Annotated in this window: 17 protein-coding genes and 1 tRNA gene; 2 read left to right on the forward strand and 16 right to left on the reverse strand. The window is 43.9% G+C overall.

Annotation, left to right across the window (positions count from 1 at the left end):
- Positions 1-50: 50 nt before the first annotated feature.
- The 5 genes from htpG to H4I94_RS08535 all read right to left on the reverse strand — a co-directional run bounded on the left by htpG (position 51) and on the right by H4I94_RS08535 (position 5,906).
- The gene (gene htpG / locus H4I94_RS08515) at positions 51-1,970 is read right to left on the reverse strand and encodes a molecular chaperone HtpG (RefSeq protein ID WP_261182802.1); all 1,920 of its coding nucleotides are present in this window, start codon (positions 1,968-1,970) and stop codon (positions 51-53) included.
- A 94-nt stretch (positions 1,971-2,064) separates the two neighbouring features.
- A complete protein-coding gene (locus H4I94_RS08520; protein WP_092820237.1) occupies positions 2,065-2,409 on the reverse strand; it encodes a lysozyme inhibitor LprI family protein in 345 nt (114 codons plus the stop codon).
- A 181-nt stretch (positions 2,410-2,590) separates the two neighbouring features.
- On the reverse strand, positions 2,591-3,193 hold the full coding sequence (locus H4I94_RS08525; RefSeq protein ID WP_092820238.1) for an OmpW/AlkL family protein: 603 nt from the start codon (positions 3,191-3,193) through the stop codon (positions 2,591-2,593).
- 301 nt (positions 3,194-3,494) lie between these two features.
- Positions 3,495-4,907 (reverse strand): Na+/H+ antiporter family protein, encoded by a 1,413-nt coding sequence (locus H4I94_RS08530; RefSeq protein ID WP_092820239.1) that lies wholly within the window; start codon positions 4,905-4,907, stop codon positions 3,495-3,497.
- 129 nt (positions 4,908-5,036) lie between these two features.
- The gene (locus tag H4I94_RS08535) at positions 5,037-5,906 is read right to left on the reverse strand and encodes an alpha/beta fold hydrolase (RefSeq protein WP_261182803.1); all 870 of its coding nucleotides are present in this window, start codon (positions 5,904-5,906) and stop codon (positions 5,037-5,039) included.
- A 119-nt stretch (positions 5,907-6,025) separates the two neighbouring features.
- Here H4I94_RS08535 and H4I94_RS08540 point away from each other — a divergent pair, with 119 nt between their 5' ends.
- Entirely contained in the window at positions 6,026-6,511 is a 486-nt protein-coding gene (locus H4I94_RS08540; protein ID WP_092820241.1) for a PaaI family thioesterase, read from the forward strand.
- Between the two features lie 50 nt (positions 6,512-6,561).
- Here the strand turns inward: H4I94_RS08540 and H4I94_RS08545 are convergent, their stop codons facing one another.
- Positions 6,562-6,921 carry a DNA transfer protein p32 gene (locus H4I94_RS08545; protein WP_092820242.1) on the reverse strand — a complete coding sequence of 120 codons (360 nt, stop codon included), beginning with the start codon at positions 6,919-6,921 and terminating at the stop codon, positions 6,562-6,564.
- 251 nt (positions 6,922-7,172) lie between these two features.
- Here H4I94_RS08545 and H4I94_RS08550 point away from each other — a divergent pair, with 251 nt between their 5' ends.
- Complete coding sequence (locus tag H4I94_RS08550; protein WP_261182804.1) at positions 7,173-8,039, forward strand: alpha/beta hydrolase; 867 nt, start codon at positions 7,173-7,175, stop codon at positions 8,037-8,039.
- Positions 8,040-8,207: 168 nt separating this feature from the next.
- Here H4I94_RS08550 and rpoC read toward each other — a convergent pair whose 3' ends face one another.
- The 10 genes from rpoC to H4I94_RS08600 all read right to left on the reverse strand — a co-directional run.
- Positions 8,208-12,398 carry a DNA-directed RNA polymerase subunit beta' gene (gene rpoC, locus H4I94_RS08555; RefSeq protein WP_131273149.1) on the reverse strand — a complete coding sequence of 1,397 codons (4,191 nt, stop codon included), beginning with the start codon at positions 12,396-12,398 and terminating at the stop codon, positions 8,208-8,210.
- Positions 12,399-12,545: 147 nt separating this feature from the next.
- Positions 12,546-16,634 (reverse strand): DNA-directed RNA polymerase subunit beta, encoded by a 4,089-nt coding sequence (gene rpoB, locus H4I94_RS08560; protein ID WP_261182805.1) that lies wholly within the window; start codon positions 16,632-16,634, stop codon positions 12,546-12,548.
- A 304-nt stretch (positions 16,635-16,938) separates the two neighbouring features.
- A complete protein-coding gene (gene rplL / locus H4I94_RS08565) occupies positions 16,939-17,307 on the reverse strand; it encodes a 50S ribosomal protein L7/L12 (protein ID WP_092820247.1) in 369 nt (122 codons plus the stop codon).
- Between the two features lie 48 nt (positions 17,308-17,355).
- Positions 17,356-17,862 (reverse strand): 50S ribosomal protein L10, encoded by a 507-nt coding sequence (rplJ, locus tag H4I94_RS08570; protein ID WP_004813562.1) that lies wholly within the window; start codon positions 17,860-17,862, stop codon positions 17,356-17,358.
- A 354-nt stretch (positions 17,863-18,216) separates the two neighbouring features.
- Positions 18,217-18,912 (reverse strand): 50S ribosomal protein L1, encoded by a 696-nt coding sequence (rplA, locus tag H4I94_RS08575; protein ID WP_092820248.1) that lies wholly within the window; start codon positions 18,910-18,912, stop codon positions 18,217-18,219.
- A gap of 3 nt (positions 18,913-18,915) precedes the next feature.
- The gene (rplK, locus tag H4I94_RS08580) at positions 18,916-19,344 is read right to left on the reverse strand and encodes a 50S ribosomal protein L11 (protein ID WP_034587972.1); all 429 of its coding nucleotides are present in this window, start codon (positions 19,342-19,344) and stop codon (positions 18,916-18,918) included.
- 118 nt (positions 19,345-19,462) lie between these two features.
- Positions 19,463-19,996 carry a transcription termination/antitermination protein NusG gene (gene nusG / locus H4I94_RS08585; RefSeq protein WP_086197255.1) on the reverse strand — a complete coding sequence of 178 codons (534 nt, stop codon included), beginning with the start codon at positions 19,994-19,996 and terminating at the stop codon, positions 19,463-19,465.
- A 7-nt stretch (positions 19,997-20,003) separates the two neighbouring features.
- A complete protein-coding gene (gene secE, locus H4I94_RS08590; protein WP_092820249.1) occupies positions 20,004-20,444 on the reverse strand; it encodes a preprotein translocase subunit SecE in 441 nt (146 codons plus the stop codon).
- A gap of 73 nt (positions 20,445-20,517) precedes the next feature.
- A tRNA-Trp gene (locus tag H4I94_RS08595) sits at positions 20,518-20,593 on the reverse strand.
- Between the two features lie 55 nt (positions 20,594-20,648).
- Positions 20,649-21,189: EF-Tu/IF-2/RF-3 family GTPase (locus H4I94_RS08600; protein WP_261182806.1), on the reverse strand; the 541-nt coding region annotated here is incomplete at its 5' end.

A 21,189-nucleotide genomic window follows, 5' to 3' on the forward strand; every position in this document is an offset into this window, starting at 1 on the left:
CGCCATAAAAAACCTCCCGAGGGAGGTTTTTTGCTTAACGAGAAAAGCGCTTATTTCAGCAATAAACTGTTAATGCGTTTTACATATGCCGCAGGGTCATCTGGCAAACCACCTTCGGCAATTACGGCCTGGTCAAAAATCACATTCGCCAGGTCATCAAACTGGTTCGATCCTTCCAGCTTTTTCACCAAAGGATGTTCAGGGTTAATTTCCAGAATCGGTTTACTTTCTGGCACTGCCTGACCTGCCTGTTTCAGCATACGAATCAATTGCGGAGACAGCTCACCCTCGCCGGTCACCAAACATGCCGGTGAATCCACCAGACGGGTCGTCACACGAACTTGTTGGGTTTTGGCTTTGAGAGAATCCGAAAGCTTGTCCACGACAGGTTTAAACTGTTCAGCAGCTACTTCCAGTGCTTTCTTCTCTTCAGCATCCTGCAAGTCGCCCAAGTCGACTGCACCCTTAGATACGTTCTGCATTGGCGTTCCGTCGAATTCATGAATGAACTCCATCGCCCACTCATCCACACGATCCGCCATTAATAGCACTTCAATGCCTTTTTTCTTGAACAGCTCCAGTTGTGGCGAATTCTTCGCAGCACTGAGGCTTTCCGCAGTCACGTAATAAATGGCCTTTTGCCCGTCTTTCATACGTGCCTTGTAATCTGCCAATGAGGTTGAAACTTCATCATTGGTCGAGGTCGAGAAACGCAATAATTTTAAGATACGTTCACGGTTACCAAAGTCTTCACCCAAACCTTCCTTAATCACCGAACCGAATTCAGCATAGAACGTTTTGAATTTCTCCTGGTCTTTTTCATCTTCAGATTTTGCCAGAGCATCCAGCATGGTTAACACACGGCGGGCGTTACCTTCGCGAATGGTTTTCACGTCACGGCTTTCTTGCAGCAATTCACGGCTCACGTTTAACGGCAAGTCGGCACTGTCTACCACCCCCTGCACAAAACGCAAGTAGTTTGGAATCAGGTTATCCGCTTCATCCATAATAAATACGCGTTTGACATACAGTTTAATGCCGGCTTTGGCTTCACGGGTAAAGAGGTTGCTGGCAGCCTTGCTTGGAATATAAAGCAATTGGGTGTATTCAGTGCTGCCTTCTACACGGTTATGGGTCCAGGCCAAAGGCGCATCAAAGTCATGGCTGAGATTCTTGTAAAACTCGGTATATTGCTCGTCAGTGATCTCGTTTTTATTGCGAGTCCAAAGTGCGCTGGCCGAGTTAATCGCTTCCCATTCATCCGTTTTCACCATCTGACCTGGCTTCGCTTCTTCACCCTCAGCCGCTTCTTCTTGCTGCCAGATTTCTTTTTGCATTTCAATCGGCAGGCTAATATGGTCCGAATATTTATTGATGATTTGCTTAACTTTATAAGATTCTAAATACTCAAGGGCATTGTCACGCAAATGCAGAATAATGTCTGTTCCACGTGAAGCCTTGTTGATTTGTTCAACTTCGAAATCACCTGTTCCGCTACTGATCCAGCGGACACCATCAGCCACATCGGCAGCTGCATGACGCGACTCCACGGTAATCTTTTCAGCCACAATAAAGCCTGAGTAGAAACCGACACCAAACTGGCCAATCAATTGCGCATCGGCTTTTTGATCCCCTGACAATTTGGACATAAAATCTTTGGTGCCCGATTTGGCAATAGTACCCAGGTTATCAATCGCTTCTTGTTGAGTCAGACCAATACCGTTGTCGGAAATGGTGATGGTTTTATTGTCTTTATCCAGGCTGACACGTACATGCAGATCAGGGTCATTTTCATAATATTCAGGATGGTTAATTCCTTCAAAACGCAGCTTGTCGCAGGCATCCGAAGCGTTCGAGATCAGTTCTCGCAGAAAAATTTCAGGGTTTGAATAGAGAGAATGCGTCACTAGATGTAACAGCTGCGCTACTTCAGCCTGGAAACTATGTTTTTGTGCGCCTTGTTCGCTCATAAATCACTCCTTAAATTCATTACACGGTTTTTATTGGATGCTTTAATGAATGGAGTAAGTTCAAGATTTTTCAATAGGGTCAAATAAATTTTTCTTAGAAAGGCCCGTGTTGATACACACGCTCCATATACAGATTCAGCTTTTGCTGGCGCATTTTATACACTTCGATTAAACAGCGGCTCGAATTGCCGCATTGGTCACGCAACTGTAACCATTTGACCTGCTCATCCTGAATCACACCGCGCGTTCCCATCGGCACCAAACGTTTAAGAATATTGTAGGTGGTGGCCATTTTGACATCCGCATCATTAATGGCACGGTGCTCGCAAATCGCATGTTCAGTTGCAGTTTGTGCTTTGTCACAATTAAAGCTGGCTGCATACACCGAGCCACTCAAAAGACTAAAAAAGACCACTTGGCATATAATGAATAATTTCATGATTCTTCCTGCTTTTTTAGCTTATTGTAGAGTATCAACTTAAATACATTTTTAATGATGAAACAGGATAAAAATGCTCAATTTATGTGATTTATTGTGACTGAACAAATAAATAAATAAAGATCCCCATCAGAGACAGGGATCTTTGCGCTGATTTGTTATTTTTATTTTAATTTTAGTTTTAGAATTTGTAGCTATAGCCAAGGGTATAAACCCAAGGATTTACTTCCAGGTCACCAATAGCATTGCCATTTAATTCAAGCTCAGATTTTACATCCGCATAACGTACATCAGCAAAAACACCCCAGTTTTTAGCATCAGCTGGTTGGAAGTTGAAACCTACTTGACCTGCTACGCCATAGCCGACATCAGCATTTAATTTTGCCCCATCAATCACAATTTCCTCATCCCAAGGAATAACTACAGTTGCACCAACACCTACATAAGGAGTGAAACCAGTTGAGTTTTTGAAATTGTATTTTGCTGTAATTGTTGGTGGTAAGTGCTTAAATGAAGCAATTTTTGTACCGTTTGATGTTACATCGTGTTCAAAAGGAGTTGCCAACAATAATTCAGCCGAAAAATTATCATTAAAGAAATATTCTACCGATGGAGTAAAACCGTATTCTTGGGAAGCTTCTACATTTGTAAATGCACCGTTTGCCAATACATTCTGGTCTTCTGTTGGAGCTAAAGAGCTCGCACCCACTTTAACCTGCCACTGACCTGCCATCGCAGAAGCGGACATCCCCAATAATGCAATAAGAGCAACTTGTTTTAACATTTTTAAACCCCTACGGAAGATTATTAACAGTAATTTTCAAACATTAATTAATAATAAACATGCCTATTATTAATATGCAATAGGCATTAATTATTTAAAATTTTATTTATTTTTAAGTAATTGAAAAAATTAATTATTTATTTTAATCAGACCAACCTGGTCGGTTTTAAATACCAACCAAGTTAATCAGATTAATGATTATATTCCAAGTATATTGCTTGGTTTTATTATATTAATTATTTAATAATATTTATTTTAAATACATGTTTTAAAATAAGCAATAAAATGAATTAAAAATTCATTAAAGTACCATTGCAGCAATCCAACCAAATACCAATAATGGAATATTAAAATGGATAAATGTTGGAACGACCGTATCCCAAATATGATCATGCTGGCCATCTACCCCCAGACCGGCAGTTGGACCTAAAGTTGAGTCTGAGGCTGGAGAACCGGCATCCCCCAGCGCTGCTGCGGTACCAATCAAGGCTACAGTAGCCAATGGCGAGAAGCCGAACTGTACGCAAAGTGGTACGTAAATTACTGCCAATACCGGTACACTGGAGAATGACGATCCAATCCCAATGGTCACAAATAAGCCAATAAATAGCATTAAGAATGCAGCCAGGGCTTTATTGTTACCAATCAGATGTACTACTCCGTTGACCAGACTGTTGATGTCACCGGTATGCGTCATCACGGATGCGAAACCAGCTGCAGAAATCATAATGAAGCCAACCAATGCCATCATACGCATGCCTTGAACGAAGACATCATCTGCCTCTTGCCATTTGAAAATACCCGCAGCAGACAGCACCGCAAAACCAACCAGTCCACCTAAAATCATCGAACCTGAATACAGCTGGGCAACCAAGGTCAAAGCAATTGCAAGCAGTGCCATCAAGATGGTTTTCTTGGCAATGACTGGTGCTTGTTCAGCTTCGTGTTTCAGCTCTTCGGCATCGGCTTGCAGACTCACTTCACCCGCACGAATCGGTTTGTCCAGATCGATGGCGGTGACACGCGCAACCGTACGATCGATATAATGACGGGGTTTACGATAGCTGATAAATACCGCAGTCAAAGTACCAATTAGCATACCAAGCACTGGAATCGCCATGCCCATCGGCATCATCCAGCGATCCACATGCAAGTCATACGCTGCACCAATTTTATTGATGTTACCCATCAAAATTTGTTCCAGAAAAATGGAACCAAAACCGACTGGCAGGAAAATATAGGTTCCGACTAAACCCATGGTCAGCACACATGCAGCAGCACGACGGTCCAAATTCATGTGATTCATCACTTTAAGTAAAGGAGGAACCAATACCGGAATAAAGGCAATATGCACAGGAATCAGGTTTTGAGAAAAAATGGCTGCAATCAGTAAAATACTCAACAGTAAATATTTTACTTTTCTGGTTTTTTGATGTGTGGCTTCCGCACCCAGCAAACCAATTAATTTATGCGCCAAAAGATCAGGCAAGCCTGATTTTGACAGGGCTAAAGCAAAGGCACCCAATACTGCATAAGCCAGGGCAACTTCTGCCCCATCACCCAGCCCCGCATTAAATGCAGTTACAGTATCCGACAAACTTAGACCTGCAACCAAGCCACCAATAATCGCTGAAATGACCAAAGTCAAGACAACAGAAACTCGTGCCAGTGAGAGTATAAACATCACGGCAATCGCAATTACTACTGCATTCATGAAAATTTTGAGGAAGATAAAAAGCGGTTATTTTAACAGATTCACCCCTTTGAAACTGTAAATAAATCGGCTGAGCCACGAAATATTAAATTACTGATTTTAATTAAAATTTACACCATAAAGGTCGGTTTAATTATTTTTTAGAGCAAATGTTTTGATCTCTTCTGCGACCAACTCGGCTTGGCTCAATATTGCCCAATGATTGGCATCTATCTCTACACGTTGAAAATTTTCTGCCCATTTCGGCACTTCATCAATCAGTTCAGGACTGACAAAATTGTCCTGTTTCAGCACAATCGCCTGCACCGGACAAATGGCAAAACGCTGGCGTGGCCGGGTTAAACGTGGCAGGAAATTGGCACGGTACAGTCCAATACCATGTTTTCCATCTGAAGCAATATGACTGTTTAAAGGTAAATCTTTTTGATGCTCTAACTGCTGCAAGACTTTATCCCATTTTTCAGGCGTAAATAGAGTCCAGATAGTCGGGGCCAACACGGGCAATTGAAACGCCGCGATATACCAAGATTTAGCCAGCTGTTTAAAAAACCTGGGCTTATTTTGTCGAAATTGCTGACGCATCCAGAAAGCGGCATGATCCAGACAGGGGCCGGAAATGGTGCTATAAGATAAAATTCGGTCTCTAAACTTCGGCTCAGTCACCGATTCCCAAGACTGGATTGAGCCCCAGTCATGTGCTGCCAAATGAAAAGGACGGTTTTCCAAAACGGCATTGACCACGCTTTCCAGATCTAAAGATAACTGTTCCAACCGGTAGTCACGAATCCGTTTCGGAACAAAGGATTTCCCTGCCCCCCTTACATCATAGGTCAGCACATAAAAGTCTTGAATCAGCTGCTGAATGATGGGCTCCCAAACTTCCTGATTATCAGGATAACCATGAACCAGAACCAAAGCAGGTTTTGCCTCATTGCCCCCGGTTTTGACATAAAGGCGCTGTTGATCTGAGGTAGTCACCCATTGTGTTTGAGCTTGCATATATTCTTATCCTGTTCTTTTATTGACTATTTATTGCAGAGTCTGGGTAATCTGATCAATGCGGCCCTTTTCATTCTGTTCTAGTATGTTCTGAAGCCGTAAAAAAACAATTGACCAAAATGAGCCTTTTAAAAAAACTACAGACAATTCCTGCCATTTCTAAATTTTTATTAAATCGCTATGCACCTTACCGCGGTGCAGGGATTGAAATTGATAAAGTTGATCTGGCAAATTACCATATCCGCATCAAAATGCCTTTAACCCGTAAAAATCAAAATATCGTCGGTGTACATTTTGGCGGCAGTTTATATTCGATGGTCGATCCTTTTTATATGCTGATTTTGATGCATCATCTGGGTTCAAAATATATTGTTTGGGATAAATCTGCCTCCATACAATTCCTCTCACCCGGTCGTGGCACGGTGTATGCAGATATCCGTCTAGATTCAACAGAAATTGACCGGATCAAACAACTTGCTGAAAATCACGAGCCTGTCTATCGAAACTATAATTTAAACATTTTTGACGAATCAGGAGTACGGATTGCCGAGGTACAAAAAATAGTTTATATCCGTCGTAAAAAACCAAAGGCCAGCCGTAATTGACAAAAAAGCGCCTGATCAACAAGCGCTTTTTATTCAAATTCTAAATTTCATTAACGTCTTTTCTGTTCGATGGCAGCACCTGCACCACCACCAATGGCTCCACCTATGGCAGCCCCGGCATTCCCCCCAAAGACACTTTTACCTACTGCAGAACCAATCGCACCACCGACACCACTATAGGTCGCATTACGGTTAGACCCCCCTTGGGTTTTACTGCCTACCGCTGCACCGGCACCGCCACCGACAGCTGCACCGATACCGCCGCCAACCTGATTACCCACACCACCACCAACTGCACCACCGAGTGCAGCTGCACCAATACGTTGCTCTCTTGGAGACATCGAGTCACAACCCACCAGCATAAAAGTTGACAGGGTTGCCATTGCCATCACGCTCATTAACTTTTTCATGAGATATGTCCTTTTGGCTATTTGTTACAGCATAAGTCATGAGTGTGAAGTTAATATCAGCGTAGTGTTACTTTTCCAAGTTTTAATGTTGAATGTTGTAATATAATTTTAATTAAAATTCCAAAAGCTGGAACTGCCCGATTTCAGTGGCCCGAAATTAGTTCAAGTATTGTAATAGATGCATAACTTTATAAGAAAAATTTTAAACAGCGGCTTCATTTAAAGTTATTTAAATGGGAAGGATCAATAAAATGAAAAAATGCCTTTGCTTGATATTTACATTGCTGTGTTGCAATTCGCCGGCCTATCCGGATTCTTCTGATACCCGTTTAATGAATAAAACCAAAGTACTGAAAAATATGACTTATGGGCCTTCTCCTCAACAGGCCATGGATGTTTATTTCCCCACCAAAGCTTTCACAGATAAAATACCAGCACCAATCATGGTGATGGTCCATGGTGGAGCCTGGAGCATTGGAGATAAAAATAATGCTGCTGTAGTCGAAAACAAAAGGTCTTATTGGAACAAACACAACTGGATATTTATTTCCCTCAACTACCGACTGGTTCCTGAGGTCACCGTACAACAACAAACACGGGATATTGCAGAAGCACTCATCCATATCCAAAACCAGGCTCAAAATTGGCGCGCGGACCCCAAACGTTTGGTTCTGATGGGACATTCAGCAGGTGCACACTTGGTCAGCCTGCTCAGCACCCGCCCCCTCTGGCTGACATCACAGCCCCAGCCCTGGCTTGCCACAGTGGCGTTAGACAGCGCTGCCTATAATGTCGAAACCATTATGCAAACCCGACATGCACGGTTTTATGATCAGGCCTTTGGAAATCAGCCGTCAAACTGGAAAGCACTTTCTCCCATCTCTCAACTGCACCAGACTTTACCGGCATTTCTCGCGGTATGCTCCACCATTCGGCCAGACCAGCCCTGTACCCAGGCACAGCAATTTATTCAGCAAGCACAGAAATTGGGGACTAAAGCCCAGTTATTGCCTGTCCCGCTTTCCCATAGAGAAATCAATCAGTCACTTGGACAAAATAATTCCTATACTCAAGCGGTAAATCAGTTTATCCAAAGCCATTCTACTACGGAGAAATGAGCTTATTTCAATCTCATTCAACCTAGAAACGATTTCAGTATTAATTAAGAGTGCTTATCTTTCGATAAACACATTTGATATTCCGCGTAGACCCTAAAATATCTCCCCAAAATAAGTGCATAAAAAAAGACGCCCGAAGGCATCTTTTTTGAGTCATTTAACGTCGAATTAGAATTCTTGGTTAAATGCTTGGCTTAATGCTTGGTCTACATCAGAGAAGTCATTTACAAGCGCATGTTCTGCAGCTTCTGCTTCTTGACGACGACGTTCCAAGTGGTAAGCCAGACCAGTACCAGCTGGAATCAAGCGACCCACGACAACGTTTTCTTTCAAGCCACGTAAATCATCTTCTTTACCTGTTACAGCCGCTTCAGTTAACACACGTGTTGTTTCCTGGAACGATGCAGCAGAGATGAACGAGTCAGTAGAAAGCGATGCTTTGGTAATACCCATCAATTGACGTTCAAACTTCGCAGGGAACTTGTTCTGCGCAAGAACAGCTTGGTTCTCTTGCATCACGCGGATGTAATCCACTTGTTCGCCTTTAATGAAGCTGGTATCGCCACCGTCAGTGATGTCAACTTTACGCAACATTTGACGCACGATAACTTCAATGTGTTTATCGTTGATTTTTACACCTTGCAGACGGTATACGTCCTGAACTTCGTTCACGATGTAATTGGTCAACGCCACTTCACCTTTCAGACGTAAGATGTCATGCGGGTTCTGTGGACCATCAGAAATGGTTTCACCACGGTTCACATGCTCGCCTTCGAACACGTTGATGGTACGCCATTTCGGAATTAACTCTTCGTAGATCTCTGAGCCATCATCCGGAGTGATCACCAGACGGTTCTTGCCTTTGGTCTCTTTACCAAAACTTACCACACCAGAAATTTCAGCAAGAATTGCGTGTTCTTTCGGTTTACGTGCTTCGAACAAGTCAGCTACGCGTGGCAGACCACCGGTAATATCACGGGTACGTGAAGATTCTTGTGGTACACGACCGATGACATCACCCACACCAATCGTTTCGCCATCACGGACAGAAAGAATCGTGTTTTGTGGCAAGAAGTAGAACTGTTCGCCGCCATCAACTGTGTCAAGCACAACTGCAGGACGTAAATCTTTACCTGACGCAGGACGTGAAGTCACTGGCAAGATTTCGATTGTGGTCATACCTGTTGCATCATCAGTTTTCGAGGTCACAGTTACGCCATCAGCGATCTGGCTGAAACGTACTTTACCAGCAACTTCTGTCACAAGTGGATGTGTATGTGGATCCCAAGTCGCCACGATACCGCCTGCCTCTACAGCTTCACCATCTTTCAACAAGATAGATGCACCGTAAGGAAGTTTATAGCGTTCGCGTTCACGACCTAAGTCATCCGCAATACCGATTTCACCTGAACGTGAAGTTGATACCAGGTGACCTTTGGCATGTTGTACTGTCTTCACGTTATGGAAACGTACTGTACCCTTGTTACGAACTTGTACGCTGTTTGCAGCAGAAGTTCGGCTCGCAGCACCACCCACGTGGAACGTACGCATCGTTAACTGTGTACCTGGCTCACCAATTGATTGAGCGGCCATTACACCTACCGATTCACCTGGGTTCACCAAGTGACCGCGTGCAAGGTCACGACCGTAACATTTCGCACATACACCGAAGGTAGATTCACAAGAAACCACTGAACGTACTTTAACTTCATCGACACCAGCTTCTTCAAGGAAGGCTGCGATTTTTTCGTCAATCAAGGTATTACGTGGAAGAATCACTTCGTCAGAACCGACTTTCTTCACGTCTTCAGCAACAACACGACCCAATACTCGAGTACCTAAGTTCTCGATTACGTCACCGCCCTGAATGAACGGAGTCATCACAAGACCGCCTAAAGTACCGCAATCAGGCTCGGTAATCACCAAGTCTTGCGCTACGTCTACCAGACGACGGGTCAGGTAACCAGAGTTTGCTGTTTTAAGTGCTGTATCGGCCAAACCTTTACGCGCACCGTGTGTCGAGATGAAGTACTGAAGTACGGTCAAACCTTCACGGAAGTTGGCTTTAATTGGGGTTTCAATGATCGAACCATCCGGTTTCGCCATCAAACCACGCATACCTGCCAACTGACGAATCTGAGCTGCGGAACCACGGGCACCCGAGTCAGACATCATGTAGATACTGTTGAATGATTTCTGTTTCTCGTCTTCGCCCTGTTTGTTCTTAACAGTAGTGAAAGACAAGTTGTCCATCATCGCTTTAGCAACCTGGTCGTTGGTACGCGCCCAGATATCGACTACCTTGTTATAACGTTCACCGGCAGTTACGAAACCTTGTTCGAATTGCTGTTCGATTTCACGAACTTCAACTTCTGCTTTTTCGATGATCGAGTATTTCGCTGGTGGAATCAGCATGTCTTCCATACCAACAGATACACCAGAACGCGTCGCTTGACGGAAGCCCAGGTACATCAACTGGTCAGCAAAGATAACGGTATCTTTCAGACCCAGTTTACGGTAGCAAGAGTTAATTAACTTAGAGATGTTTTTCTTGGTCATCTCAAGGTTAATTTGCTGGAAGTCCATACCTTCAGGAACAACTTCCCAAAGCAGGCAGCGACCAGGCGTTGTGTCAACAATAATGGTTTGTTGTTCACGGTTGCCATTGTCATCAATTACAGTCTGGTGTACACGTGCTTTAACGCGAGCGTGCAAGTCTACCTGACCTGTTGCAAGTGCACGGTTTACTTCGTCAGTATCCGCAAACACCATGCCTTCACCTTTGGCATTGATCGCATCACGCGTGATGTAATACAAGCCCAAGACCACGTCCTGAGAAGGTACGATAATTGGCTCACCGTTCGCAGGAGACAAGATGTTGTTGGTTGACATCATTAACGCACGCGCTTCTAACTGAGCTTCAAGCGTTAATGGTACGTGTACCGCCATTTGGTCACCGTCGAAGTCGGCGTTAAACGCAGCACATACGAGTGGGTGTAGACGGATGGCTTTACCTTCAATCAGGGTCGGTTCAAATGCTTGAAGACCCAAACGGTGAAGGGTTGGCGCACGGTTCAACATCACAGGATGTTGACGGATCACGTGAGCAAGAACGTCCCAAACTTCCGGTGTTTCGCGTTCAACCATTTTCTTCGCAGCTTTAATGGTTGTTGCTTGACCAGACGCTTGCAGTTTCGCAAAGATGAATGGCTTGAACAGTTCAAGTGCCATCTTCTTCGGAAGACCACATTGGTGTAAACGTAAAGATGGACCTACAGTAATTACCGAACGGCCAGAGTAGTCAACACGTTTACCCAACAAGTTTTGACGGAAACGACCTTGTTTACCTTTGATCATGTCTGCCAAAGATTTAAGCGGACGTTTGTTCGAACCGGTAATTGCACGACCACGACGGCCGTTATCCAGCAATGCATCTACAGACTCTTGCAACATACGTTTTTCGTTACGTACGATGATGTCTGGAGCCGCAAGGTCAAGAAGACGTTTCAAACGGTTGTTACGGTTGATTACACGACGGTAAAGATCGTTCAAATCAGAAGTCGCGAAACGACCGCCCTCAAGAGGAACCAACGGACGAAGGTCTGGTGGAAGAACTGGCAATACAGTTAACACCATCCATTCTGGCTTGTTGTTTGACTCTTTGAATGCTTCCATCAACTTCAAACGTTTAGACGCTTTTTTAAGCTTCGTTTCTGAAGTTGTATTAGGAATTTCTTCACGCAGACGTGAAATTTCAGCTTCAAGATCGATGTCTTTCAACAAGTCCTGAACAGCTTCTGCACCCATTTTCGCGCTGAATTCATCACCGTGTTCTTCTAGCGCAGTGAAGTATTCTTCATCGTTCAGAAGCTGGTATTTCTCAAGCGGAGTCATACCTGGATCAGTCACAACGTAAGATTCGAAATACAATACGCGTTCGATATCACGTAAAGTCATATCTAGAAGCAAACCGATACGGCTTGGCAATGATTTCAGGAACCAGATGTGTGCAACTGGAGAAGCCAATTCGATGTGACCCATACGTTCACGACGAACTTTCGCAGTTGTTACTTCAACGCCACATTTTTCACAAATGACGCCTTTGTATTTCATACGCTTGTATTTACCACACAAGCATTCGTAATCTTTGACTGGACCAAAGATTTTGGCACAGAACAAACCGTCACGTTCAGGTTTGAAGGTACGGTAGTTGATTGTCTCTGGCTTTTTAACTTCACCATGAGACCATGACTTAATCATTTCTGGTGACGCAAGACCAATACGGATGCGATCAAACTCTACTGGAGCATGACCATCAGAATCCGTCTTTTTGCGCATGATATCGAGCAAGTCTTTCAATTTTTTTCTCCGTGTGTTGTGGAGATTTTCACTTCACAACTGGGTCACAAATATTGTTTTTTAACTGAAATTTGGAATCTCCCCTAGCCCCTCTTTAATAAAGAGGGGAACTTTCCCCCTTTGGAAAAGGGGGTCAGGGGGATTTAATTAGTCACCATTTTTCAGTTCAATGTTGATACCTAAAGAACGGATCTCTTTAGTCAATACGTTGAACGATTCAGGCATGCCCGGATCCATATAATGGTTGCCATCTACAATGTTCTTATAGATGCGGGTACGGCCTTCAACGTCATCCGACTTAACAGTAAGCATTTCTTGAAGCGTATAAGCTGCACCGTATGCTTCCAGTGCCCAGACTTCCATCTCACCGAAACGCTGACCACCGAACTGGGCTTTACCACCCAATGGTTGTTGCGTTACTAGAGAGTAAGAACCTGTAGAACGCGCATGCATCTTGTCATCAACCAAGTGGTTCAGTTTCAGCATGTACATGTAACCTACAGTTACTGGACGGTCAAAACGCTCACCGGTACGACCATCATACAATACGGTTTGACCGGTACGTGAAATGCCACCAAGTTCAAGCAATTCTTTGATTTGCGATTCTTCAGCACCATCGAATACAGGAGTCGCTAAAGGAACACCCTTACGAAGGTTACCTGACAATGCCAAGATTTCATCATCAGTCAGGCTGTCAAGATCTTCTTGCTGACCGCCAACTTTGTTGTAAATCTTGTCCAGGAAGTCACGAAGCTCAAGCACGGTACGTTGCTCTTTCAGCATCTTGTCGATTTGATCGCCAAGGCCTTTAGCTGCCATACCCAAGTGAGTTTCCAGAATCTGACCCACGTTCATACGTGACGGTACGCCTAGCGGGTTAAGAACCACGTCTACAGGTACACCATTGGCATCGTGTGGCATGTCTTCAACAGGCAGAATGTTTGATACAACACCCTTGTTACCGTGACGACCCGCCATCTTATCACCCGGCTGGATGCGACGTTTAACTGCAAGGTAAACCTTAACCACTTTCAGAACGCCAGTAGTCAGTTCATCGCCCGTAGAAAGTTTGCGTTTTTTCTCTGCAAATTTCTCGTCAATCTCTTGGCTCTTCTCTTTCAGGAACACTTGAATTTGAGTTAAGCGCTCAGCGATCGCTTCATCACTTGGCTGGATATCCAGCAAGTCAACCAGCTCTAAACCAGACAATACGTCTTCAGTCAGCTTGTCACCGCGTTTAGTGGTACCGCCACCGTTAGATTCCTGACCTTTCAACAGACGAACAATACGTTCACGCGCTGCTTCTTCGAAGATTTTGAATTCTTCTTTCAAGTCTTTACGGTAAGCATCCAATTGCGCTTTTTCAATGGCTTGAGCACGTTCGTCTTTTTCAAGACCATCACGTGTAAACACTTGAACATCAATTACTGTACCTTTCACGCCTGAAGACACGCGTAAAGAAGAGTCTTTCACGTCAGCTGCTTTTTCACCGAAAATTGCACGAAGCAGTTTTTCTTCCGGAGTTAACTGCGTTTCACCTTTAGGTGTGACTTTACCAACCAGGATGTCACCCGCTGTTACTTCAGCACCGATGTAAACAATACCTGATTCGTCCAGTTTAGACAGTGCAGCTTCGCCAACGTTAGGAATATCGGCAGTAATTTCTTCTGCACCTAACTTGGTATCACGCGCCACACATGACAATTCCTGAATGTGAATCGACGTTAAACGGTCTTCTTGAAGAACGCGTTCAGATAACAAGATCGAGTCTTCGTAGTTGTAACCGTTCCAGGTCATGAACGCTACGCGCATGTTTTGACCCAGTGCCAATTCACCGCCATCAGTTGATGGACCATCAGCAAGAACGTCACCACGACCAACTTGATCACCCAGTTTCACCAGAACTTTCTGGTTGATACAGGTGTTCTGGTTTGAACGTGTGTATTTGATCAGGTTGTAGATATCTACACCCGCTTCACCCGCAACCATTTCGTCTTCGTTGACACGAATAACAACACGAGACGCGTCTACAAATTCGATGCGACCACCACGTTTCGCAAGAACACATACACCTGAGTCATGTGCTACGTTTGCTTCCATACCGGTACCAACAAGCGGCTTGTCGGCGATCAACGTAGGAACAGCCTGACGTTGCATGTTTGAACCCATCAATGCACGGTTCGCATCATCGTGTTCAAGGAATGGAATCAGTGATGCTGCAACAGATACAACCTGCTGAGCAGATACGTCCATATGCGTCACTTTTTCAGGAGGCATACGTACGAATTCACCTTGGTGACGTACAGAAACGAATTCTTCAGTCAGGTTGCCATCTTTATCTACACTAGAGTCGGCCTGTGCAATCACAGTACCTACTTCTTCAATTGCAGATAAGTATTCAACTTCATCCGTTACACGGCCTTCAACCACTTTACGGTAAGGTGTTTCCAGGAAACCGAAGTTGTTTGCTTTGGCATATACAGACAATGAGTTGATCAAACCAATGTTTGGACCTTCAGGCGTCTCAATTGGACACACACGGCCGTAGTGAGTTTGATGTACGTCACGTACTTCGAAGCCCGCACGTTCACGTGTCAAACCACCAGGACCAAGCGCTGATACACGACGTTTGTGTGTAATTTCAGACAACGGGTTGTTCTGGTCCATGAACTGAGACAACTGGCTTGAACCAAAAAATTCTTTGATTGCAGCAGCAACAGGTTTCGCGTTGATTAAATCTTGCGGAGACAGGTTGTCAGTTTCAGCTTGGCTTAAACGTTCTTTTACAGCACGTTCTACACGAACCAGACCAACACGGAACTGGTTTTCTGTCATTTCACCAACAGAACGAACACGACGGTTACCTAAATGGTCGATATCGTCGACTTCACCTTTACCGTTACGAATTTCAACCAATGTTTTAAGTACATCAGTGATATCTTCGTTAGACAAGATGCCTTCAACTTCACGTGACTTCTGGTCAGTACCCACTTCGTAAGGACGACCCAAACGACGGTTGAACTTCATACGGCCGACTGGCGACAAGTCATAACGTTCAGAAGAGAAGAACAGGTTGTTGAACAGGTTCTCGGCAGCTTCTTTTGTTGGTGGCTCGCCTGGACGCATCACTTTGTAGATTTCTACCAGTGCTTCTTCGCGACCAGTGGTTGTATCGGCACGTAAAGAGTCAGCAATGAATGAACCGCGATCGATGTCATTGGTGAACAATACGTTAAATTGTTTTACGCCGCCTTCAGCCAATTTCACCATGATCTCATGGCTCAATACGGTATTGGCTGGAATCACATCGCCATCACGCAAGGTGATGTCTTCAGCAGTAATACGCTCGTACAGGTACTCATCAGGAACTGAAAGCTTGGTCAAGCCAGCAGCTTCCATTTGACGTACGTGACGCGCATTGATACGTTTACCTTGCTCTACAATCACTTTGCCGTCGTTGTCGGCAATGTCGAATTGCGCCATTTCGCCACGCAGGCGTTCTGGAACCAGGTCAATCTGGTAGCTACCCATGTCAAGATACACAGGTACTTTTTCGTAGAACATGTCCAGGATTTGTTCGTTGCTATAACCCAAGGCACGAAGAACCACAGTCGCAAGCAATTTACGACGACGGTCAATACGAACGTAGACCAGATCTTTGGCATCGAATTCGAAATCCAGCCATGAACCACGGTAAGGAATGATACGTGCAGAATAAAGAACTTTACCGCTAGAATGTGTTTTGCCTTTATCGTGGTCAAAGAACACACCTGGTGAACGGTGTAATTGAGATACGATTACACGCTCAGTACCATTGATGACAAAAGTACCGTTTTCTGTCATGAGCGGCATTTCACCCATGTACACTTCTTGTTCACGTACGTCTTTAATTGATTTGGTTTCGCGATCTTTCAAGATCAAACGAATTTTTACACGCATTGGTGCTGCATAAGTTGAACCGCGTAAAATACATTCACGCACGTCAAACTCAGGCTTACCAAGACTATACTCAACAAATTCTAAAGCAGCATTGCCAGAATAACTTTCAATAGGAAAAACTGAACGAAATGCGGCTTGGAGACCGATATCTTCGCGGTTTTTTGGTGTTTTGCCATCTTGTAAGAATGTTCGGTACGAGTCGACCTGAATCGCGAGCAAGTACGGAGCATCCATGACGCTAGGCAATTTACCAAAATTCTTACGGATCCGTTTCTTTTCGGTATATGAGTATGCCATCTGGAGTCCTCGGAAAGTAAACTAAGCCCGCCTGCAGAACGGACCTAGAAGGAATTACACAGGCCGATATGGCCACCACTTTTTACAAATGCTGCAATTTTTAGTGGTATTAAAACGCTTAGCAATATTTTCAAATATAAAAAATATTGATAAACGTTTGATATTATTGATTATTATAATAATTGATGCTTTTTTACACCAATCAAACAAAAATCGAGCCGATAATTGTAACGCAAAAAGGCTGATGACCCAAGAGCCATCAGCCAATTTTTGGGGTCAATTTAAAATTAGACCCCGATCGAAATTACTTAACAGTAACTGTAGCACCAGTTTCTTCAAGTTTTTTCTTAAGTTCTTCAGCTTCTTCTTTAGAAACGCCTTCTTTAAGAACTGAAGGAGCGCCTTCAACCATGTCTTTAGCTTCTTTCAAGCCAAGACCAGTGATTTCACGAACTGCTTTAATTACAGCTACTTTGTTAGCACCGAAAGAAGTCAACTCAACGTTGAATTCAGTTTGTTCTTCAGCAGCAGCAGCAGCACCAGGAGCAGCAGCAACAGCTACAGCAGCAGCAGATACGTTGAATTTTTCTTCGAAAGCAGAAATAAGTTCAACAAGTTCAAGAACAGTTTTTTCAGCTACTGCGTTTAGGATTTCTTCGTTAGTTAAAGCCATGAGAATAACTCCAAATGGGGATTGAATGGTGTGAAAGTAAATTTAAGCTTATGCAGCTTCTGACTCGTTTTTCTCTTTGAGCGCAGTAATAAGGCGACCCAATTTCGAAATAGGAGCTTGAAGAACGTTTGCAAGCATGGTAAGCGCTTTTTCTTGGTTTGGAAGGTTTGCGATAACGCTAACTTCAGCACCTTGATAAACTTTGCCGTCAAATGCAGCAGCTTTAAGTTCAAATGCTTTGTTCGTTTTAGCAAATTCTTCAAACAAGCGAGCAGCAGCACCCATGTCGTCTTCAGAAGTTGAGAAAGCTAAGATTGTTGGGCCAACAAGGTTGTCATTCAAGATATTGAATTGAGTATCTTGAAGAGCACGTTTAGCCAAAGTGTTACGCACGATACGTGTGTGAACACCTAGTTTACGAGCTTCAACACGAAGAGCAGTTAATTGCTCAACAGTTAAACCTTGGTAGTCAGCAACAACAGCAGCAAATGCAGTAGAAGCAACTTCAGCTACTTCAGCTACGATCTGTTTTTTGCCTTCGATAAGAAGAGCCATTGTAAAACCTCCTAACGGTGATTTATGCACTTACAAAGAAGTACACTCCCAATTCGTAAGGCCATCACTGGACTTACACGCGGAGGATGAACAAATCACACCACCGCGTCTACTCGGACTGGACTTTTAAGAAGTGAGTTCCAAAGAACTCCCCTCGCCCGAGGTCTTTGACGCTGACAAATTTACATTTATCAATTCAAAGTTTGCCTGAGGGGCGATCAGCAAAGCATCGCTTTGCCGACACGCAAGACAAGAAGCTACGCTTCGAGTGAAGCCTATTTCTTATCTTGCGTAAAAATCAAAGCAGCGCTTTGATTTTTACTCAGGGCTTTAAAATTCTTTTCTAAGTCAAACTTAGTTAGTTACGTTTGCTACATCAATAGTAAGACCAGGACCCATAGTTGAGCTTAAAGTGATCTTTTTAATGTAAACACCTTTAGAAGTAGCAGGTTTTGCTTTCTTAAGGTCAGCTACAAGAGCTTCAACGTTTTGACGAACAGCAGCAGCTTCAAAGCCAACTTGACCGATCGCAGCGTGGATGATACCCGCTTTGTCTACACGGTAACGTGCTTGACCAGCTTTAGCGTTTTTAACCGCGCCAGCTACGTCAGGAGTTACTGTACCCACTTTAGGGTTTGGCATTAAGCCACGTGGACCAAGAATCGTACCAAGTTTACCTACAACGCGCATTGCATCTGGAGCAGCAATTACAACGTCAAAGTCAAGGTTACCCGCTTGGATGCTTTCAGCAAGGTCATCAAAACCAACGATGTCTGCGCCTTCAGCTTTAGCAGCTTCAGCAGCAGCGCCTTGAGCAAACACAGCAACACGTACAGTTTTACCTGTACCTGCAGGAAGTGTAGTCGCGCCACGAACAACCTGGTCAGATTTACGAGGGTCAACACCCAGGTTTACTGATACATCCAAAGATTCTTTGAATTTAGCAGCAGGAAGGCTAGTTAAAACTTGTACCGCTTCTTCCAAAGTGTAAACTTTGTTTGCTTCTACAGCAGCAGCAATGGCTTTTTGACGTTTAGTTAACTTTGCCATGTCTTATAGCTCCACTTCCAAGCCCATAGAACGCGCAGAACCAGCAATGGTACGTACACGTGCGTCTAAATCAGCACCAGTTAAATCTGGTTCTTTAGTAGTCGCAATTTCTTCTAACTGAGCGCGAGTCAACTTACCAACTTTAGTTTTGTTCGGTACAGCTGAACCCTTTTGAATACCAGCAGCTTTCTTAAGAAGAATAGCAGCAGGTGGAGTTTTCATGATGAATGTGAACGACTTGTCGTTGTACACAGTAATCACTACAGGAATTGGAAGACCTGGTTCAACTTTTTGTGTTGCAGCATTGAATTCTTTACAGAATGCCATGATGTTAACACCACGTTGACCTAGTGCAGGACCAATCGGTGGAGATGGATTCGCTTTACCAGCTGGAACTTGCAGCTTGATATAGCCGTCAATCTTCTTAGCCATTTCAAATTACCTCTGGGTACAAACGCCGCTAGGCTCCCCAACATTATTCACGTAACAAAACTGTTACAACAACAATGCCCGATCCATAACAAATCGGGCGTTTTCAATCCAGCTTAGATCAGTTCGCTTTTTCGACTTGACGAAATTCGAGCTCAACCTGAGTTGGACGATTGAATACATTGATTGTCAACGTTAAACGTGACTTCTCGTAAAGAACTTCTTCCACCACACCTTTAAAGTCTGTGAATGGACCATCAATAACGAGTAATTCTTCGCCTGGCTCAAACATCGTCTTAGGACGAGGCGCTTCACCAGTATTGCGTACACGTGCAAGAATCGCATCAGCTTCTTTTTGCGTAATTGGTGCAGGTTTCTCTGCTGTACCACCAATGAAACCCAATACTTTTGGACACTCTTTAACAATGTGCCAGGTATCATCATTCATTTCCATTTCGACCAATACATAGCCAGGAAAGAATTTACGCTCTGATTTACGCTTCTTGCCATCCTTCATCTCTACCACTTCTTCGGTAGGAACCAGGACTTCACCAAAGCTATCGGCTACAGCGCTACGCTGGATTCGATCATTAAGTGAACGCATCACTTGTTTTTCATAACCTGAATAGGCATGAATAATGTACCAACGTTTCATAGCTCTTTTACCCGATAAAAAACTTCATTAACCAGCCCAAGATGTAATCAAAACACCACAAAACAATGGCAGCTATTACAACAACAGCAAGAACATGCCAGGATGTGGACACTGTTTCCTGCTTAGTCGGCCAAGTCACACGACGCAGCTCAATTCGAGAGTCTTTCAACAAACGAACAAAGCCTTTGCCTTGATGGGTGGCGTATAATAAACCTAAAGCCACTACGATACAAGCCAAAATTACTCCAACGCGCACCCAAACATTGTTGGCAGGTGCCCAATACGCTGGCAAATACTGACCCACCATGGCTGCACCGATTAATAAAATCAATGCGATAACCCATAGAACAATATCTAAAGGGGAACCAGAATTAACAACTTCAGCAGAATTATTTCTTTGTGGAATTGGCGCTTCGCTTAATGCGTCACGCGATTTATCATTCGACATTTTTGTACTCGTCGTAGGCTTCGCGACTTATTATATGACAATTTAACCAGCATCAAGCTTTTTTTTAAAAAAATGGCAGGCCAGGAGGGACTCGAACCCCCAACATTCGGTTTTGGAGACCGACGCTCTACCAATTGAACTACTGACCTACAGTACAAATCGGGAACTTAAGTCCCCGATCTGTAATTTAACTTATGTTTGCTATTATGCAGTTACTTTAGCAACAACACCAGCACCAACTGTACGACCACCTTCACGGATCGCAAAACGTAGACCTGGGTCCATTGCGATTGGGTGGATCAATTCTACTGACATTTCTACGTTGTCACCAGGCATAACCATTTCAACGCCTTCTTTCAACTGGATTGCGCCAGTTACGTCAGTTGTACGGAAATAGAACTGTGGACGGTAACCGTTAAGGAATGGAGTGTGACGACCACCTTCTTCTTTAGAAAGTACGTATACTTCTGCATCGAATTTAGTGTGCGGCTTGATTGTACCTGGCTTAGCCAATACTTGACCACGTTGAACGTCTTCACGTTTAGTACCACGTAGAAGAACACCACAGTTCTCGCCTGCACGACCTTCGTCAAGCAGTTTACGGAACATTTCAACGCCAGTTACAGTTGTTTTAACTGTGTCTTTAATACCTACGATTTCAACTTCTTCGCCTACTTTCACGATACCTGATTCAACACGGCCAGTTACTACTGTACCACGACCAGAAATTGAGAATACGTCTTCG

Source organism: Acinetobacter sp. T_3_1, assembly GCF_025377055.1.
Taxonomy (GTDB): Bacteria; Pseudomonadota; Gammaproteobacteria; order Pseudomonadales; family Moraxellaceae; genus Acinetobacter; species Acinetobacter kookii.

What these genes read in the sequence shown, in the direction of transcription:
- H4I94_RS08540 (WP_092820241.1), top strand. Translation starts at nt 6,026, where the DNA reads ATGAGCCTTTTAAAAAAACTACAGACAATTCCTGCCATTTCTAAATTT.
- H4I94_RS08525 (WP_092820238.1), bottom strand. Translation starts at nt 3,193, where the DNA reads ATGTTAAAACAAGTTGCTCTTATTGCATTATTGGGGATGTCCGCTTCT.
- H4I94_RS08530 (WP_092820239.1), bottom strand. Translation starts at nt 4,907, where the DNA reads ATGAATGCAGTAGTAATTGCGATTGCCGTGATGTTTATACTCTCACTG.
- rplK (WP_034587972.1), bottom strand. Translation starts at nt 19,344, where the DNA reads ATGGCTAAGAAGATTGACGGCTATATCAAGCTGCAAGTTCCAGCTGGT.
- rplA (WP_092820248.1), bottom strand. Translation starts at nt 18,912, where the DNA reads ATGGCAAAGTTAACTAAACGTCAAAAAGCCATTGCTGCTGCTGTAGAA.
- secE (WP_092820249.1), bottom strand. Translation starts at nt 20,444, where the DNA reads ATGTCGAATGATAAATCGCGTGACGCATTAAGCGAAGCGCCAATTCCA.
- htpG (WP_261182802.1), bottom strand. Translation starts at nt 1,970, where the DNA reads ATGAGCGAACAAGGCGCACAAAAACATAGTTTCCAGGCTGAAGTAGCG.
- rpoB (WP_261182805.1), bottom strand. Translation starts at nt 16,634, where the DNA reads ATGGCATACTCATATACCGAAAAGAAACGGATCCGTAAGAATTTTGGT.
- H4I94_RS08535 (WP_261182803.1), bottom strand. Translation starts at nt 5,906, where the DNA reads ATGCAAGCTCAAACACAATGGGTGACTACCTCAGATCAACAGCGCCTT.
- nusG (WP_086197255.1), bottom strand. Translation starts at nt 19,996, where the DNA reads ATGAAACGTTGGTACATTATTCATGCCTATTCAGGTTATGAAAAACAA.
- H4I94_RS08545 (WP_092820242.1), bottom strand. Translation starts at nt 6,921, where the DNA reads ATGAAAAAGTTAATGAGCGTGATGGCAATGGCAACCCTGTCAACTTTT.
- H4I94_RS08550 (WP_261182804.1), top strand. Translation starts at nt 7,173, where the DNA reads ATGAAAAAATGCCTTTGCTTGATATTTACATTGCTGTGTTGCAATTCG.
- rplJ (WP_004813562.1), bottom strand. Translation starts at nt 17,862, where the DNA reads ATGGCTCTTCTTATCGAAGGCAAAAAACAGATCGTAGCTGAAGTAGCT.
- rplL (WP_092820247.1), bottom strand. Translation starts at nt 17,307, where the DNA reads ATGGCTTTAACTAACGAAGAAATCCTAAACGCAGTAGCTGAAAAAACT.
- H4I94_RS08520 (WP_092820237.1), bottom strand. Translation starts at nt 2,409, where the DNA reads ATGAAATTATTCATTATATGCCAAGTGGTCTTTTTTAGTCTTTTGAGT.